The sequence below is a fragment of the Paenibacillus sp. FSL H8-0175 genome, assembly GCF_045040615.1.
Taxonomy (GTDB): domain Bacteria; phylum Bacillota; class Bacilli; order Paenibacillales; family Paenibacillaceae; genus Paenibacillus_AQ; species Paenibacillus_AQ odorifer.
Genome location: NZ_CP150299.1, coordinates 5,705,112 through 5,721,585 on the forward strand (window position 1 = coordinate 5,705,112; position 16,474 = coordinate 5,721,585).

The following is a 16,474-nucleotide window of genomic DNA, read 5'->3' on the forward strand; positions in this document are numbered from 1 at the left end:
CTCACATTTCAAGCGGTAATCGCAGCTCTACATAAGCCCTGCTAGGCTTAAACTGCTCTGCTTTCATGATTTTTCCTTGTACTATATTATAAATTTGCCCTTTGAGCAGCTCGGGATTGCCATGCTCCCCCTCGCCTTCGAAGGAGATAAGAATGTCTCCTCCATCCTGAAAAAAGCCAAGGCGCAGCTTGCGCGTCTCCCCCTGAGGAGCCAGCCCGTTGTACTGATAAGCCCGTATGGTCTGCATAATCACTGAAGTCAGCTCATCTCCTGCTTCTGGATTTAGCTTGTCCTCTAGCTGCAACCCTTCCTCCACCTGAACTTCCAATTCCAGACTAGACCTGTTAGTTCGGAAGGATTGGATATAGAAAACCAATGAAGGAATGCCCAACTTAGCGATACGACTATCAAGTGCTATGCGTTCCTTTATTCTTTCCACACACTCCACGGATTTATTAGGCTTTCCAAGCTGAATATATCCGTATAGAATCTGCAAATCGTTCATCCAATCATGTCGATGATGATTCAGTGTCCGAATCGCCGCCTGTTGCAGAGTGTTCTCTTGTATACGCAGCTCCCGTTCATAATGACGCTGGCTCCAGATAAAACTGAAAGCAACGATTGCCACTACCCAGACTCCGAGTAATAGACACGTCAGAAGAGAAGTATGCCAATACAAAAGACCTAAAGGAAGCATTACGGATAACATGACTGCCCAGATTGCACTTTTCCAGGATTTCATTCTTTCTCCCCGTCCCTCAGTTCGCAAAATTCATGACTTCGTTTAGATAATTTGTTTTGTTAGTATCATTTACCATTTCCTAGTATAACACACGCGTTCACTGTAGTTCACCAGAGATAATAACGAGAATTTCACATCTATCTAACCATTCCAACTTTGCAACACAAATAATTATGAATATTCTACAAAAAAGCCTCCGGCACTCATGCCGGAGGCTTCTACTTGCTCATATGGTCCGTAAGCTTACGCTTCCAGTGCCGCTGCTACCGGAGCGACATCAACTGGGTACACGCTCACTTTTTTGCGATCGCGGCCCCAACGTTCGAACTTCACTACGCCATCCACCATTGCGAACAAAGTATCATCTTTACCGATGCCTACGTTAGTTCCTGGGTGAATTTTTGTTCCGCGTTGACGAACCAAGATGTTACCGCCGGTTACTGCTTGACCGTCAGCACGTTTCACGCCAAGACGTTTGGAATGGGAATCCCGTCCGTTTTTTGTGGAACCTACACCTTTTTTCGATGCGAACAATTGAAGATTCAATTTCAACATGTTGTCAACCTCCTTCTTTAAATATTTACTTGCTGTATTTGAATATACTTCCCGTATGATTCTGCGATATCATTCAGCATCACGACCATGGATTCAAGCAGCAATTGTACCTTCGCGGAAGTATCGAAATCTTCAACAGAACTTAATGTTCCACTTAAGAATCCGTTCTTCATGGATGTATCCATGGAGATTCCGGTCAAGGTCTCAATCGAATTGACGGTTCCAACTGTTACAGCGGATACCCCGGCACATACGATATCTTCGCCACGCTTCGCATAACCCGCATGCCCCTTAACCTCAAAGCCAACGATAGTTCCTAGATCCGATAATCGTGTAATCCGCACGCTAATCATTAACGCACCTTCTTACGCTTGAATCTTCTCGATAGTTACTTTCGTGTACGGTTGACGATGACCTTGTTTCTTGTGGTAGTTCTTCTTAGGTTTGTATTTGTAAACTACAACCTTAGCGCCTTTACCATGTTTCTCGACTTTAGCTGTTACAGACGCGCCGCTTACTAGCGGAGTTCCTGCAGTCAGACCACCATCATTAGAAACAGCCAATACACGGTCAAAAGTTACACTTGCGCCGTCTTCAGCTTCCAACTTTTCAATGAACAAAACGTCGCCCTCTTGGACTTTGTATTGTTTACCACCAGTTTCGATAATTGCATACATTTTACTTGCACCTCCTCATGTCTCAGACTCGCCTAGTCTAGGTGGCAGAATTCCCGTAGGAACTGCGCTTATGTACCCGATCGGAGCGGTTACAGCATGTGCAGGATCAACTGCATCAAACACATACTTGAAGATAGTATCATACTTATGACTTATCGTCAACTCATTCCAGCCATTCTCCAACTTTTCCGGTTCCCCCGCAGCACTGGCAAATCACAGGCGCAAAGCTGGCTGAATCATGCCTTGCCTTCTTTCTGGTCATCTCGAGCAGCCCGAGTCTTGTCCACCCCAAAATATGTGTTTTGGTGCGATCCTTGCAGATCACTTTCTCTAATCGCTCTGTGACCATCTTGCGGTGAAGCTCTTGTTCCATATCAATAAAATCGACAATAATGATTCCACCAGTATCGCGTAACCGGATCAAACGACCGATCTCCTCAGCTGCGAGCAAATTCGTATTAGTAACCGTTTCTTCAAGCGATGCTCCGCCAATGTATTGAGCGGTGTTGACATCAATTACGGTTAACGCCTCTGTCTCATCCCAGATCATTGTTGCTCCGCCCTCCAGCGTGATTTTGCGGCTGAAGCTCTTGAGCAATTGATCCTGAATACCATAAGCAGCGAAAATAGACTCCGCTCCATTATAAAGACAGACTGGCTTGTACCCTTCAGGAGCCATGTCGTCCAGAAAGGCTGTTGCTTCTCTAGCTGCGGCAGATGAATCAATAATCAACTGATCCCGTTGCGGATTAAAGGCATCTCTTATAAAGCGTTGGACAATACTAAGATCACGATGTAGTAAAGCGGGAGCCTCTACCGTTTGTGCCTTACGTGTAATATTCTCCCATTGGGCACGCAAAAAAGAAAGATCACCCTCCACAGCTTCATGTGGCTCGTCCTGAGAAACCGTCCGCATAATAAGCCCTTCTTCTTTCATTCGCAGACGTTCTCCGATTCCTTTGAGACGACTGCGCTCTGCATCCCGGCTTATTTTTTTGGAGACACCGACGTATTCTGCAAAGGGCATGTACACCATCCAGCGCCCGGGCAACGTATAATGAGTCGTTACACGCGCGCCTTTTCCGCCGCTCGGCTCTTTCCGCACTTGAACAACAATATCCTGTCCCGGCTGCAAAAGCGTCTCGATAGAGGGCTTCACATCAGGCTGTTTATCCAAATTAGGATGCAATACATCATCAACATATAAAAAAGCATTCTTCTTCTGTCCGATATCAACAAAAGCAGCCTGCATACCTGGAAGTACGTTAATCACACGGCCCTTGTAATAACTGCCGACCAACCCTTGCTGCTGATCGCGTTCAGCCGCGTACTCCACCAGCCTTCCGTTTTCCAGAAGAGCCATTCGGGTAATGTGCTGCGTGCAGTGAACGATCATCTGTTTCATGGCTTCACCTCTGGTTTCGTTCGTTCATTCCTTCACATTCTCTGCATAAATACACTATATTCCGAAGTAGGTTGATATTAAGCGCTGTTCCGGCACAACAGCAACAACATTTCCTTTACCGTTTAACACATAGATAAAATGATATTGATTACGTTTAAATAGACGCAATATATCATCTAAAGGTTTCGCAGATAATGCAACTATTGGACGAGCTACGCTTCCTGTTCGCAAATGATACTCATAAACAGCCTCCCGATTCATCAAAAAAGCAACAAACCGGTACGGTAAATTACGATGGTCGGTGAAATTCGAATACAGCAGAAAAGCTCCGATCATGACCATATTAAGCCTAAGGCCTCCACCCGCTCCAAGAGGCAGCAGCGCATATATAATCACAAGGACACTTGCGGCTACACTCACCCGTCCAGTCCATAACAAAGTGTAGTAATAAGGAAGTACTAAACTAATAGTGGCCTGAAGCACTTTACCTCCGTCAAGCGGCAGCACTGGCACTAGATTAAAAAGCCCAATAATGGCATTGGCATGAATAAAATAGGTAAGAAATTCCTGATTGCCATAACCGGCTTGTTGAAGTCCAAAAGCAATAACGATCATAATTCCATTTTGCAGTGGACCGGCAAGGGCTATTCCGATCTCACGACTGGCTGTAAGCCGCCCATGATCTTCAATAACAGCCACTCCGCCAAACGGAAGAAGCTGAACCGACTTAACTGTAACACCAGCCAAAAGAGCCGCAACGACATGTCCCATTTCATGAATGAAGACAATCGTAAATAAGGTGAGCAGCTCTAGAAATTGTCCCGTGACCACGGAGAATAACATAATGATCACGAACAGTGGATGTAGTGACAGTTCGATACCAAAGATCCTAATCAAACGATACCACTTCTGTAGGATCAATATAAGTCTTGTCTTTTATCACTGCGAAAAATAGTGTTGAAGCTGAGGATACGTCCTTCTCCATCATCCAACCGAGTGAATCCCCGCTCTGCACCCAGTCATCAACCTCCAGCTTAGTGCCGCTCAAATGTCCGTATTCTGCAGTGACACCGCCTGAATGCTGAACAGCAATTCGAATGCCCCCTTCCAGCTCTTTAGAGATGGAGAGAATACGTCCCATGTCTATACTTTTCACCGTCACATTTAAGGTTGAATCGATTTGAGGCATAATTTCCACCCCTTTTAGCGTAGATGCAAAAGGCTGGACAATGCTCCCAGCTATCGGGGCAGTGAGTTGATGATGAGCGGCTACTTTTTGAGCAGGCTCATCTTTATCCCCAAATATCGGAATGAACGCTGGAGCTCCGTTAAAGTTCTCCTCATACCAGACTCTCACAGCCGTGAAATCCATGTCATTGCTTAACGCATCACTAATAAAAGCTTGCATCTTATAGGACCATGGCTGATGTACCGCAAAAATCCCCCACACTGCTCCAAACACAAGAACACTAGCAACAAAGCGCCGAATAAAACCGGCAGTGAAATTTGAGCCTCCACCGCCGTTATCCTCCCAGCCTCCACGACTCTTTTTCCACATCACCTCTGGATCGGGCTCTACAGAGGATTGATCCGCATTCTTAAATCCTGTTCCCCATTCCTTAAAGCTCGTACTCTTATCCGGCATAATAAATAAAGGGGGAGCCTCCGCTATTTCAAGTTCCGGGACTTCCGAAACTCCTGAGACTGCTGAGACTTCCGGGAGTTCCTCCAATAAACTACGAATACGCTCCTTGCGGCGATTCTTGATATCTGATTTCTGATCCATATTTATCCCTCCGGACGGGCTTGTTTTACTTCCATTTTATGAAGCACGGAAGTCTCTTTAGAACAAGCCCCTCCAAGACAGACCATTTAAATCCCGGAAATGCCATACATTCATATTTATTCAAAAAAATAAGCCCCACCATAGATTTCTCTACTGGTGGGACCCGTGTATGCTTCTTATCATAGGATTGCTTAGTAAAAATTAAGCCATGCCGAAAAATTTCTTAAGTTTCTTAAATGCTCCCGGTTTGCGGTCAAGCTGCATCAGGGGTACAGCATCACCTAAAATTCGGCGTGCAATATTGCGATAGGCAATAGCAGCTGAAGAATCGGGATTCATAACTGTAGGTTCTCCGTTATTTGCGGCTTTAATGACTAGTTCATCATCCGGAACAATTCCGATAAGATCAATGTTCAGCACCTGTAATATATCCTCAATATCAAGCATATCCCCAGACTTCACAAGACCTGGACGAATACGGTTTACCACCAATTTCGGCGATTCCACACTCGACTGTTCTAATAGTCCGATAATACGATCGGCATCCCGCACAGCGGCATGCTCTGGTGTGGTAACCACAATCGCTTTATCCGCACCGGCAATCGCATTGCGGAAGCCGTGCTCGATTCCTGCCGGACAATCGATCAGAACATACTCATATTCCTTCTTTAGTTCAAGAATGATATCTCTTACTTGTTCAGGAGAGACAGCCGTTTTATCCTTTGTTTGAGCTGCAGGCAGCATATACAATTCATCAAAGCGCTTGTCTTTAACGAGCGCTTGATTAAGGCGGCAACGTCCTTCCGCTACATCCACAAGATCATAAATAATACGATTCTCAAGCCCCATAACTACATCCAGATTACGCAGTCCAATGTCGGTATCGACGAGACATACTTTTTTGCCCTGCAGTGCAAGTGCGGTTCCAATGTTGGCTGTTGTGGTTGTTTTGCCAACTCCGCCTTTGCCCGAGGTTACGACTATCGCTTCTCCCATGGAGGCTACACCCCTTTAAACACATTTAAATCCTGACGTAATTTGACCAAATTATGAATCTTATCGATCTGCATAGCTCCGTTTGTTAAATATGCAAATTCCATACTGCTTTCTCGGGTTTCCCATTCATCGGGCGGACGACTAATAATATCGGCAATTCGCAGCTGCGTTGGAGACATTAAAGAAGCAGCTATAATCGCTTCCTCATTCCCGTCTACTCCAGCATGCGCCATCCCTCTTAGCGAACCTAGTATATAAATATCGCCTGAACAGGTTATGGTCCCCCCAGGGTTCACATCCCCCAGATATAGAAGATTTCCGTTATGGTGCAGCACCTGACCGGAACGTAGAATTCCGCTCATCAGAAACAATGCGTCATTATCCTCACTGCCGGGCGCTGGAAGCGCCTCTATAGATCGAATCAACAGATTTCCCTGTCCCTTAAGAATCTCCAGCACAGCTTCCTTGTCTTCCTCAGTTACGGTACGATTGCCCAGCTTTATGTCCACATGTACAATCGGTCCAGTTAAAATATTTTGATGGCTGTGCTCCAGCTTATAGCGAAGCTCGCTCAGAAGATCTTCAAAGGGACATTTGTCGTCTAGCAGGAATATCAGGCCATCCTTGATGCCCTTAATCCTTACATGCTTGGATTTTACTGTCATATGCCTGGCCCCCTATCCTCATTCATTCGTGCCGGGCCCCTTAAATTCCTGCTTTGTATAGAAAGAAAATAGAAGCTCTTTAAGCCGCTTCTTCCTTATTCGTTTCTTTCTTGATTAGCTCAAGCTGGCGCCGAACCGGTATGTAGAAGAGTAGCCCGATGGCAAAATGAAAAAGCATCGTCGGCAGCATGTGATTCAAAATCGCCCAGCTATAAGGTTCTTGATTAAGATTAAATACACTATAGATACCAAATAGTATACTATCCCCAAGTAGACTTCCAAGCAGAACCACAGTCATCATAAGGGGCAGCGGAGCACGTGGAATCTGAAATAAAAGGCCGATTAAATAAGCCGACAATCCCATCGCAAAAGAGTGTGCTCCAAGAATTCTGCCGTAAAAAACGACATCATGCAGCATTCCAAAACATAATCCCAATATAAGTGCTGTATGCCGATGATGATATATAGTCACGAACAATAACACTACAAAAACCAAATTCGGAATGATTCGCATCTGCCACACATCTGGAATCAGCCAAGGTAAGATGGTTCCCTCCACAATAAATAAGAGGAACAGTATCAGAATAAGAACTGATCTGCGCATATTCACTATTCAGCACGCTCCTCCGTAAACACAACAATCAAATGCTTCCAGTCCTGAAATTCTGCTGAAGGCTTTATCACTGCTGTGGAGGTTAATCCAAATTCACCAACATCGACGCTTTCAACTGTGCCTATTGTCAACCCCCTTGGATACAAGCCTCCAATACCGGAAGACAGAATAGTATCCTCCGCTGCAATAGGATCACCCGGTGGAATCTTGGTCATCAGCAGTCTGTTCGTCTCTGGATTATAACTCTCAATCATCCCAAAGGACTTACCCTCTTTATTAAAGGCAGTTGCCGCAATAGGCGGCTGGGAATTAGGATCATTAGTGTCCATCATGGTCATCAGTTTCACAGTAGAAGTGAAATTGCTAACTTGACTGATAACACCTACCAGACCATCGGTTGAAATAACAGACATATTAGGTCTGACACCATCTTTGGAGCCTAAATCAATTACAATGGTGCTGTTGCTTGGTTCTGTAGTCTGGCTAATTACTTGCGCAATACGATATTCATACTTATACAAATTCTTCTGTTCTTTAGTGAATTGCCATTTTTTTTCCAAGTCTTCATTCTGTGCTTTAATAAAATTATACTGGGCTTTATCACGTGCATACTGGGCAGCCATAATTTTAAGCTGTTCATTTTCTTTAGCAAGATCACTCAGATTTCCAATATCTTCAAACAAGCCCGCTACATATCCAGCGGGCTTGTAGAACATTTTTTGCACGAAACCAGTCGAATCTCTGAGAAAGTTCTCCGGCCAGGACAAGCCTTTCCTTGTTGCCAAGCTGAAGCCCATTACCACAATGAACAGCACCAGTGTAATCAACAGAATAAACAGACGTTTATTGCTTAAGAGTTTAAACAGTTTCAACACCCTCTAACAACAGTATTTCTCCCATAACAGGGGTTGACTTACACAAGTGGTAGAACATCATCTTATCTCTTCGAACGAAGACTGGATCCGCTGCGGCTCTTGAACAAATGAATGTTCTCAAGTGCCTTACCGGTTCCAATAGCTACACAGTCCAGTGGATTCTCAGCAACAATAACCGGCATTCCCGTCTCACGTGCAAGCAGCTTATCCAAGTTGCGAAGCAAAGCTCCCCCACCTGTCAAAACAATTCCACGATCCATAATATCTGCTGCAAGCTCTGGCGGACATTTTTCCAACGTTACTTTAACAGCTTCAATAATAGCATTCACTGTGTCAGACAAAGCTTCACAGATTTCATCAGAAGTAATTGTAAGTGTTTTTGGCAGACCTGTTACGAGATCACGGCCGCGAATTTCCATGGTTTCAGCCTTTTCAAGAGGAAGGGCAGAGCCAACATCCATTTTGAGCTGCTCCGAAGTACGTTCACCGATCATCAGATTGTATTGACGTTTGATGTATTGAATGATGGACTCATCCGCTTCATCACCTGCAACACGCACTGAACGGCTAGTAACAATACCGCCGAGCGAGATTACAGCAACTTCAGTTGTACCTCCACCGATATCTACAACCATACTACCTGTAGGCTCCCATACTGGCAGATCCGCGCCGATAGCAGCAGCAAAAGGCTCTTCGATAATGTAAGCTTCACGAGCTCCAGCTTGTTTGGTAGCATCTTCTACCGCACGTTGCTCTACAGCAGTAATGCCAGATGGCACGCAGACCATTACATTAGGGTGACGCTGGAACATAGAACGCTGTTTCTGTGCTTGACGAATAAAATATTTAATCATCGTAGCCGTTGTATCAAAATCAGCGATAACGCCATCTTTCATCGGACGGATCGCACGGATATTTCCAGGTGTACGACCGATCATTTTTTTGGCGGATTCACCCACAGCTTCAATCGTCTTAGTATCAGTGTTAATGGCTACAACGGAAGGCTCTCTTACAACAACACCCTTACCGCGTACGTAGACAAGCGTATTCGCTGTCCCCAAGTCAATTCCTAAATCTTTTGTGAAACCACCCAACATGCTAATTTCTCCTTTTCCTAAGTAAATCTACATTTATATTACATATGTCCTTTTTCTTTCAAGCTTACGAAACTGCTATCTCCGATAATTAGATGGTCCAGCACATCTATTCCGATAATCTCACCTGCCTGAAGCAATCTAGCAGTTAGGGAAATATCTTCTGGACTAGGTGTTGGATCACCACTAGGATGATTGTGCGCGCATATAATAGAGGCGCTACTGCATTTTATAGCTGCTCTGAATACCTCACGAGGATGAACGATCGAAGCATTCAGGCTGCCCATGGACAATGTTTCTTGTCCAATCACATGATTCTTCGTGTTCAGAAACAGACAGACAAAATGCTCCTTTTGCAAATAACGCAATTGCTCAGTCAGAATCTCAGCAGCGTCCCCAGGACAGCGGATAATGACCGGCATATTGAACCTGGAATTCGCAAGGCGCCTTCCCAGTTCGATGCCTGCTTTTAGTTGTACGGCCTTGGCAGGACCGATACCGTTGATTTTGGTCAGTTCTTCGATGCTAAGGTCAACTAGCCCACGCAGGCCACCGATCTTCCCCAGCATCTGCTGTGCAATATGAATAGCCGACTCGCGGCGTGTTCCCGTACGCAGCAGAATGGCTAACAACTCCGCTTGACTTAATGATTCCGCCCCATAATGCATCATGCGCTCTCTAGGTCGTTCTTCATGGGGGAGGTCCCGCAGCATAATTGGTTGCGACTCCATCCCTATCCCTCTTTCCCCAGGCTTCCTACCGGCTCAATACAGTTATACCGAACTCGGATAGCATTTCGCCAAGAAGCGACAAAGGCAATCCGACTACATTGAAATAACAGCCTTCAATTCGTTCCACCAAAATGGACCCAAGCCCTTGTATCGCATAAGAGCCAGCCTTATCAGCGGGCTCTCCCGTAGCTATATAAGCAGCAATTTCCTCTTCAGTCATTGCCCTCATCGTTACGGAAGTAACACGGTGCTCCACTATAGTCTTCCCATTCGGGAGTCCGAGGCAGGCTACACCCGTGTATACCTTATGAGTTCGGCCCTGAAGTCTGGTAAGCATCGCTTTGCTGTCCAGCTTGTCCACCGGTTTGCCTAGCACAGTATTATCTAGTACAACAATTGTGTCGCTTCCTATAATGACTGCGTTACGCTCTCCGGCTGTAGCTACTACGGCTTCTGCTTTTCGCAAAGCTAGACTGCGCACGATTCTCTCCGGCGTCCAATCCGGCGGTGTGCTCTCATCAGCTTCGCTGGTAATGACCTCAAAGGGTAAACCCAGTAAGGATAACAGCTCACGTCGACGCGGTGAACCTGAGGCTAGAATAATGAGTGGTGAGTTGTCCACGTTGTAAACGTCCCTTCTTGCTCAGTAACGAGAGTTACAGTCTGCGGTACAGCCATACAGCTGTAATAATACCGGCGAGACTAAGCATGCACAATTTCAAATGAATAGTGATGTCATAGGTTATGATGTCTAAATCGGCTCGCGGAGACCATTTGAGCACAGTCGATGTTGTTAGAAAAGACAGAGCCTTTACGGGCTGCAGCAGCTTGGCGATCCAGGCTCCAGCCAGCCAGCCTAGAATTAGAAATAACAGCAGTGTTCCTACATTTTTCTTCTTCATCTCAGTCTTCCCTCGCCATTTTTTGACACCCTAATTATTATACGGTGAAACGGTGATCAATACAAACGTAAAATCCCCTACGGTAATGTTTACCACCTTTTGCCCTAAAAGTTGCGGAACGATACCCTTCTCCGAAAAAAACAACAAGCCCCCAATTCCCCGGAGACTTGTTGTTATTTTGAATCCGCAATCCAAGCATTCAATTCATAGCAGACAGCAGCTGTTTTTGGCTGGTCAAGAAGCTCAGCATGGATTCCTGCACTTCCCAAAGCAGGGCTTGCGCCTTGTTCTTGTTATATTCACTCAGTGCTGAAATTCCTTGGCTCATAGATTTCTCTAGCGCTGCGCAAATGCTTTTGGCTTCAGGCGTTATGCCTTGCTCCAGAGCTTTAACAGCTTCACTCCATTGGAGATGAAGATCACTCACAGCTGAGGTATTAGCTGCCGCATCCGTTTGTCCGCCACTGAGTAAAGAAGCGGATTGACTGCTTAGTTCACTGAGCAACTGTCCACTCACCGCAAAATAACTATTCACAGCCTCCGCATTTCCGGCAAATCCTAATCGTTCCACTCCGGGAAGATCCACCTCTCTTACATAAAGCTCAATCCCTTGATTCTTCAGTCCACTGCTGAGCAGCTTAGCTTGTTCACGGTCAGAGGACATTCCGGCATATACACGATTTCCGTCAGCAGGGTCCAAGCCCGCAGCCAAGCCAGCGTCCAACAGCTCTTGTCTAGCTTGTTCCGCGCCTGCCGGCGTACTGAATACGCCATACTGCAGCAGGTAGTAGCTTTGCGCAGCCACTTGAACAGGAATACTGTTTTTGCCGGCATCATCTGTGCCCGTAACCGGCAATCCCGAGGTTCCTACACCTGCTGGATCATTAGCTCCGGAAGTCTGCCCTGAAGTAGCCAATGTATCTGTTATCCCGGTTCCTGAACTACTATCCATGTTTCCTCCATAAAAAAAGGAAAGCGCCGCATACCCAAGCAGTAGACCTGTGCCGATGGCCCCCACCACAGACAGGGATAATTTCCACCAATACGATGGGCGACGAGTATGATATGAGCCCCCATAACCTCCCGTGTAAACCTCTGCTGATTTATCTCTGTCATCTAGTACCAAATCTGAGAGCAGATACGATTGCTGCGTATTTCTGAAATCTCTATCCTGTTCGTCCCATTCTTGCTGGCGTGGATCTACAGTTCCTGAGTAATAGTCGTAAGCATCCTCCGGCGGTGCCTCACGCGTAGAGCGTAGATCAGGTTCTTGCACCCAAGTATGCTGCTGTGCTGGACCGACCTCCTTGCGCAACTCCTCTGCATATTCTTCAGCTGTACCCAGTCCGCCACTGGACCAGCGCTCCACTACCTGCGGTTTTGGCTTAGGCTCGTCCTTATTCACGTCAAATCGGAATGTCATTCTTCCGTTATTCAACAGTAACACCTCACCTCATCTAATCTATATGGAAATATATGATAGACAATAGAGAGATATGCTATTTTTATAGCCAAATGAATAATGAAAGTTATACGGATTCAGTTTACATTACATGTAACTTTTATATACTATATAAAAAGAGCTAAAAGTGTGCACTATACTAGTTAAGCTAGAAATAGGATTTTAGTTCATTACAGTTTAGGAGGGCTTTTTCTGAAACAAAAAATTCAAGCAGCAATTGTGGGCTACGGTAATTTAGGAAAAGGTGTACGTAAGGCTATTAACCAAAGTGAAGATATCGAGTTGGTTGCGATCTTTACGCGCAGAGAGCCTGGACAACTGGAAGCCGGTAAAACCGGTGTGAAATTCGAGCATATCTCTGCCGTCGAACAATATAAGGGAAAAGTAGATGTTATGATTCTGTGCGGAGGATCGGCTACCGATCTGCCAGAACAGACACCAGCTATTGCCCGGATGTTTAATACCGTGGACAGCTTTGACACTCATGCCAAAATCCCTGAGTTCTTTGCGACCGTTGATGCCGCAGCTAAACAAGGCGGAACACTCAGCGTAATTTCTACGGGCTGGGATCCAGGCCTGTTCTCCATGAACCGTCTGCTAGCTGAAGCTATTCTTCCACAAGGTAAAGAATATACTTTCTGGGGTAAAGGCGTCAGCCAAGGTCACTCTGATGCCATTCGCAGAGTAGAAGGCGTTAAAGGTGGCGTACAGTATACTGTTCCAGTACAAGAGGTTATCGAGGCCATCCGTGCGGGTGAAACACCAGAACTCACTACTCGTGAAAAACATCTTAGAGAGTGTTTTGTAGTAGCTGAGACAGGTGCAGATCAAGAGCGCATTCGCGAAGAAATTGTGAATATGCCGAACTATTTTGCAGATTATGATACTACGGTTACTTTCATCACTGAAGAAGAACTGGCAGCTCAGCATAGCGGTATTCCGCACGGCGGGTTTGTTATTCGCAGTGGGGTAACAGGAGAAGGCACGAAACAAATTGTTGAATTTGGCCTGAAGCTGGAGAGCAATCCTGAATTTACAGCTAGTGTGCTTGTGGCTTATGCCAGAGCTGCTCAGCGTATGAGTCAAGAAGGTCAAAGCGGAGCGCGTACTGTATTCGATATTCCACTTGGGATGTTGTCTCCGAAATCACCAGAAGAACTGCGCCGCAACTTACTCTAAAATCCTGTCGACAAATAACCCGCGTAGGACTTTTAATGGTCCTCGCGGGTTATTTGTTGTCCAGAGGGGCAAGCATCATGTCTGACAACCCTCTATACAAGACTAAGAATCTTACTCTTAACATGATTCATTTCGTAATTCTTCAACAAAGTCTCATGCGCACGATCCGCAATAATGGCGCCAAGCTCAGGATTTTTCAGTAAATTCAGTACACTTCCAACAACCTCAACTGAGGTATTAGCCAGCAAAATATTTCGGTTATGCTCACAATTCAGCTTCTCACACATGATTGAGCTAGTAACCACCGGGGTTTTTAGCGCCCAGGATTCCAGTATATTTCTAGAAACTTCGCAGCCTTCAAGGATAGGCACCAGAACAGCTTTAGACCGTCGTATGTATTCAGTAGAGGAATTTACTGGTCCAGTGACTATGACCGATTCATCTTCCTTAATCAAAGTCATGACCTCTGGGTGAACCTCTGAGCTGATAATGTAACTTTTGATATCAGGCACTTGTTCTTTAATCATGGGATAGGTTTTTTTAAAGAATACTCGGGCTGCATCTATTCCCAGTCTCATATTCATATTCCAGTGCAGCACAATTGAATTTTCTTTAGTCACAGGCTCTGCAAAAGTCTCATACTCATTCATCTTGATGAAATGGGGGACAACATGAACCTTACGAGCATCGGCAAATGATAGAGATTTGAACGCTAGTGCATCCCATTCCGAGGTTGCTAAAAGTAGTCCCGTCTTATTCATTAATCGCCGTTTATTCCTACGATCCCATGCAGCATTGAGTTTATTATATGGATTCTTCCTGCTTAACTTTCCTGCCTCTCCGGCAGATCCTCCGCTTCCGTTTGCAAAACTATAGGTATCTGTGATCACACTGGCTTCTGGAAGCAAGTTCCGCACCATATCAATGCATTTACCCAATAGGACATGCGATATAAATACATGCTTGTAATTATTCGAACGGCAAAGCTCCAAAATAGTGTTCTTCATATCTTTATCTATATGACTTAAATTTGAGAAATTCCGCAGTTTATGTAAGGGGCGCAGCATTGGCCTCCAGGTCGTATAATCTTCATTAATGTTATGAACCGTAAGTGCCGTCCGCTCATTTATAGACACGGTTTGGTTGGCACTGCCGTACGTCAGCAAATCTATATCAAATTTCCCAAGCAAAATCTCGAGAATACTCCCTGTTCTCATTTCTCCTTCTAGATCCTCTGCGCTTTGATTCTGGGCTGATAGGAACAGCATTCTTTCTCGCATGACTCTGGCTCCTTGTATTTTGTAATAAAAACCCCCATCTACTAACTGAAACTTTAGATGCAGTTCAATAGTAACTCATTTCAATTAAAAGTTTTGTCGATTTATAGGAGAAGTCTAAAATTTTTTAAGTTTTTTTCTGAGTTTCCAAAATTCTATCACGATTTACCCTTATAAAACGCCACATTTTCTAAAATATAGACTAAAACCCCTTTTTTTACGCCATACATAATCATGAATTGCTCTATGGATAGAAATCGTAATCTTTAGGTAATATGTACTACGCCTCTTTGCATACAAAAAAAGCATCTCCCTCGCTTAATGTCGAAAGGAAGACACTTTAGTTGTCATAGCTTCTAACTACACAGTTCCGGCCCTTTTTCTTAGCCTGATACAATGCAGTGTCACTAAGTTTGTAAAGAGTGTTCAATGCGTATCGTTCACCTGAATCCACCGTGATGATGCCAACACTTATCGTGTAATGCAAGGGCACACCATGAATGACCGCCCCTGTAACCGCTGTGCGCATCCGCTCTGCAATCATATCACTGTTTTGTTCATCGGCTCTATGCAGCAGCACAGTGAACTCCTCACCACCGAATCTTCCGAACAGATCACCATTGCCAAGCTGCTGTTTTATTTTATGAGACAGATCTTTTAGAACGTGGTCGCCGGTATTGTGGCCGTAGGTATCGTTTATGCGTTTAAAGTGATCCACATCCAGCAGTAAAAAAGAATACGGCAGCTTCTTCATTGCTGAGGCAGCTATTAAAGGCCGGGCGCGCTGTACAAAGGATCTGCGATTCAAAATACCTGTCAACACATCATAAGTGGCCACCCGTTCCAATTCTGTAAAGGAATCCTCCCTATAAAGCAGCATGATTCCTGCAGTTCCTAAGAACATAAGCAAATAAATCCCCAGATAAAAAAATATCTGCAGCCAGTGAGAGGTCTGTGCATTCCATCCTAACATCGAATAAAACGGTTCAAGTCCCTTGCTAACCAGCGCTAAAATTACAACAAAGTACAACAATCCTATGGTTCGCTGGAGAGAGGTCTCTCTAATCTTCACAGCTAATATATAAGCTGGCAACGCTAAGATCATAATCCCAAATAGACAAGTTGCAGCCATAACCAACCGCTCATCTGGCATAATTATATGCAGTAGCACTACGATGACAATGGATACTCCGAACAGGATCGTATAATATCGTTCAATCCTACTCCCAAAAACTCTGAGAAGCATCAGAAGCGCTAAGCTTTCCAGCGTACCTCCAGCTAAAGCAAGCAGCATACTGATTGGAATGGGAAGTCGTGAGTCTGTGAAATCATTCAGCAAAAGGAGAATTAAAGCTGCCAGCTGCAAATATTTTGCCGTGACAAACAAGGTAGAAGTCCGTTCCTGCGCGTAACGCAAACGATAGACGACAATAAGCAATACCGTAAAGGATTGCCACATAAAGAGGCAGACCAGCAGTGTCTTGAGATCCAGATGCATGTTAGTGAATTTCACCC

General features: G+C 45.0%; 20 protein-coding genes and 1 other annotated feature. Of the genes, 1 reads left to right on the forward strand and 19 read right to left on the reverse strand.

Annotated features, from left to right (window positions below):
- Position 1: 1 nt before the first annotated feature.
- The 17 genes from MHH46_RS25345 to MHH46_RS25425 all read right to left on the reverse strand — a co-directional run bounded on the left by MHH46_RS25345 (position 2) and on the right by MHH46_RS25425 (position 12,479).
- A complete protein-coding gene (locus MHH46_RS25345) occupies positions 2 to 742 on the reverse strand; it encodes a Spo0B domain-containing protein (protein ID WP_076105522.1) in 741 nt (246 codons plus the stop codon).
- A gap of 243 nt (positions 743 to 985) precedes the next feature.
- Complete coding sequence (gene rpmA, locus MHH46_RS25350; protein WP_036685171.1) at positions 986 to 1,297, reverse strand: 50S ribosomal protein L27; 312 nt, start codon at positions 1,295 to 1,297, stop codon at positions 986 to 988.
- Positions 1,298 to 1,314: 17 nt separating this feature from the next.
- Positions 1,315 to 1,650 carry a ribosomal-processing cysteine protease Prp gene (locus tag MHH46_RS25355; RefSeq protein WP_036685168.1) on the reverse strand — a complete coding sequence of 112 codons (336 nt, stop codon included), beginning with the start codon at positions 1,648 to 1,650 and terminating at the stop codon, positions 1,315 to 1,317.
- Positions 1,651 to 1,662: 12 nt separating this feature from the next.
- Entirely contained in the window at positions 1,663 to 1,974 is a 312-nt protein-coding gene (gene rplU, locus MHH46_RS25360; RefSeq protein ID WP_036685166.1) for a 50S ribosomal protein L21, read from the reverse strand.
- A 14-nt stretch (positions 1,975 to 1,988) separates the two neighbouring features.
- Positions 1,989 to 2,075 (reverse strand) — a sequence feature (ribosomal protein L21 leader region).
- The gene (locus MHH46_RS25365) at positions 1,990 to 2,157 is read right to left on the reverse strand and encodes a hypothetical protein (protein ID WP_155288184.1); all 168 of its coding nucleotides are present in this window, start codon (positions 2,155 to 2,157) and stop codon (positions 1,990 to 1,992) included. (Overlaps the previous feature by 86 nt.)
- Positions 2,138 to 3,379: an Rne/Rng family ribonuclease gene (locus MHH46_RS25370; RefSeq protein ID WP_076129388.1), complete on the reverse strand. Its 1,242-nt coding sequence runs from the start codon at positions 3,377 to 3,379 to the stop codon at positions 2,138 to 2,140. The genes MHH46_RS25365 and MHH46_RS25370 overlap by 20 nt, the downstream gene beginning before the upstream one ends.
- Before the next feature lie 54 nt (positions 3,380 to 3,433).
- A complete protein-coding gene (locus tag MHH46_RS25375) occupies positions 3,434 to 4,276 on the reverse strand; it encodes a M50 family metallopeptidase (protein WP_036685160.1) in 843 nt (280 codons plus the stop codon).
- Positions 4,269 to 5,165 carry a M23 family metallopeptidase gene (locus MHH46_RS25380; RefSeq protein ID WP_076194474.1) on the reverse strand — a complete coding sequence of 299 codons (897 nt, stop codon included), beginning with the start codon at positions 5,163 to 5,165 and terminating at the stop codon, positions 4,269 to 4,271. Before MHH46_RS25380 ends, MHH46_RS25375 begins: the two co-directional genes overlap by 8 nt.
- Positions 5,166 to 5,366: 201 nt before the next feature.
- Positions 5,367 to 6,161 (reverse strand): septum site-determining protein MinD, encoded by a 795-nt coding sequence (gene minD, locus MHH46_RS25385; RefSeq protein ID WP_036685156.1) that lies wholly within the window; start codon positions 6,159 to 6,161, stop codon positions 5,367 to 5,369.
- Between the two features lie 5 nt (positions 6,162 to 6,166).
- Positions 6,167 to 6,826, reverse strand: coding sequence for a septum site-determining protein MinC (gene minC / locus MHH46_RS25390; RefSeq protein ID WP_036685154.1), 660 nt, complete (start codon positions 6,824 to 6,826; stop codon positions 6,167 to 6,169).
- Positions 6,827 to 6,905: 79 nt separating this feature from the next.
- A complete protein-coding gene (gene mreD / locus MHH46_RS25395; protein ID WP_081386380.1) occupies positions 6,906 to 7,436 on the reverse strand; it encodes a rod shape-determining protein MreD in 531 nt (176 codons plus the stop codon).
- The gene (gene mreC / locus MHH46_RS25400) at positions 7,436 to 8,314 is read right to left on the reverse strand and encodes a rod shape-determining protein MreC (protein ID WP_076129391.1); all 879 of its coding nucleotides are present in this window, start codon (positions 8,312 to 8,314) and stop codon (positions 7,436 to 7,438) included. The genes mreD and mreC overlap by 1 nt, the downstream gene beginning before the upstream one ends.
- 62 nt (positions 8,315 to 8,376) lie before the next feature.
- Complete coding sequence (locus MHH46_RS25405; RefSeq protein WP_036685150.1) at positions 8,377 to 9,411, reverse strand: rod shape-determining protein; 1,035 nt, start codon at positions 9,409 to 9,411, stop codon at positions 8,377 to 8,379.
- Between the two features lie 38 nt (positions 9,412 to 9,449).
- Positions 9,450 to 10,139: a DNA repair protein RadC gene (gene radC / locus MHH46_RS25410; protein WP_036685147.1), complete on the reverse strand. Its 690-nt coding sequence runs from the start codon at positions 10,137 to 10,139 to the stop codon at positions 9,450 to 9,452.
- A gap of 25 nt (positions 10,140 to 10,164) precedes the next feature.
- Positions 10,165 to 10,761, reverse strand: coding sequence for a nucleoside triphosphate pyrophosphatase (locus MHH46_RS25415; protein ID WP_076186081.1), 597 nt, complete (start codon positions 10,759 to 10,761; stop codon positions 10,165 to 10,167).
- Between the two features lie 34 nt (positions 10,762 to 10,795).
- Positions 10,796 to 11,041 (reverse strand): DUF4321 domain-containing protein, encoded by a 246-nt coding sequence (locus MHH46_RS25420; RefSeq protein WP_036685144.1) that lies wholly within the window; start codon positions 11,039 to 11,041, stop codon positions 10,796 to 10,798.
- 199 nt (positions 11,042 to 11,240) lie between these two features.
- Entirely contained in the window at positions 11,241 to 12,479 is a 1,239-nt protein-coding gene (locus tag MHH46_RS25425) for an SPOR domain-containing protein (protein ID WP_076194477.1), read from the reverse strand.
- A gap of 216 nt (positions 12,480 to 12,695) precedes the next feature.
- Here MHH46_RS25425 and MHH46_RS25430 point away from each other — a divergent pair, with 216 nt between their 5' ends.
- Entirely contained in the window at positions 12,696 to 13,682 is a 987-nt protein-coding gene (locus MHH46_RS25430) for a diaminopimelate dehydrogenase (RefSeq protein ID WP_076194479.1), read from the forward strand.
- Positions 13,683 to 13,774: 92 nt separating this feature from the next.
- Here MHH46_RS25430 and MHH46_RS25435 read toward each other — a convergent pair whose 3' ends face one another.
- Together MHH46_RS25435 and MHH46_RS25440 are read right to left on the reverse strand one after the other, a co-directional pair.
- Entirely contained in the window at positions 13,775 to 14,962 is a 1,188-nt protein-coding gene (locus tag MHH46_RS25435) for a glycosyltransferase (RefSeq protein WP_076194482.1), read from the reverse strand.
- A gap of 337 nt (positions 14,963 to 15,299) precedes the next feature.
- A complete protein-coding gene (locus MHH46_RS25440) occupies positions 15,300 to 16,457 on the reverse strand; it encodes a GGDEF domain-containing protein (RefSeq protein ID WP_076194484.1) in 1,158 nt (385 codons plus the stop codon).
- Positions 16,458 to 16,474 lie beyond the last annotated feature (17 nt).

Coding starts and splice junctions, on each gene's coding strand:
- MHH46_RS25380 (WP_076194474.1), bottom strand. CDS start 5,165: ATGGATCAGAAATCAGATATCAAGAATCGCCGCAAGGAGCGTATTCGT.
- rpmA (WP_036685171.1), bottom strand. CDS start 1,297: ATGTTGAAATTGAATCTTCAATTGTTCGCATCGAAAAAAGGTGTAGGT.
- MHH46_RS25440 (WP_076194484.1), bottom strand. CDS start 16,457: ATGCATCTGGATCTCAAGACACTGCTGGTCTGCCTCTTTATGTGGCAA.
- MHH46_RS25345 (WP_076105522.1), bottom strand. CDS start 742: ATGAAATCCTGGAAAAGTGCAATCTGGGCAGTCATGTTATCCGTAATG.
- minC (WP_036685154.1), bottom strand. CDS start 6,826: ATGACAGTAAAATCCAAGCATGTAAGGATTAAGGGCATCAAGGATGGC.
- minD (WP_036685156.1), bottom strand. CDS start 6,161: ATGGGAGAAGCGATAGTCGTAACCTCGGGCAAAGGCGGAGTTGGCAAA.
- rplU (WP_036685166.1), bottom strand. CDS start 1,974: ATGTATGCAATTATCGAAACTGGTGGTAAACAATACAAAGTCCAAGAG.
- radC (WP_036685147.1), bottom strand. CDS start 10,139: ATGGAGTCGCAACCAATTATGCTGCGGGACCTCCCCCATGAAGAACGA.
- MHH46_RS25420 (WP_036685144.1), bottom strand. CDS start 11,041: ATGAAGAAGAAAAATGTAGGAACACTGCTGTTATTTCTAATTCTAGGC.
- MHH46_RS25435 (WP_076194482.1), bottom strand. CDS start 14,962: ATGCGAGAAAGAATGCTGTTCCTATCAGCCCAGAATCAAAGCGCAGAG.
- MHH46_RS25355 (WP_036685168.1), bottom strand. CDS start 1,650: ATGATTAGCGTGCGGATTACACGATTATCGGATCTAGGAACTATCGTT.
- MHH46_RS25405 (WP_036685150.1), bottom strand. CDS start 9,411: ATGTTGGGTGGTTTCACAAAAGATTTAGGAATTGACTTGGGGACAGCG.
- MHH46_RS25370 (WP_076129388.1), bottom strand. CDS start 3,379: ATGAAACAGATGATCGTTCACTGCACGCAGCACATTACCCGAATGGCT.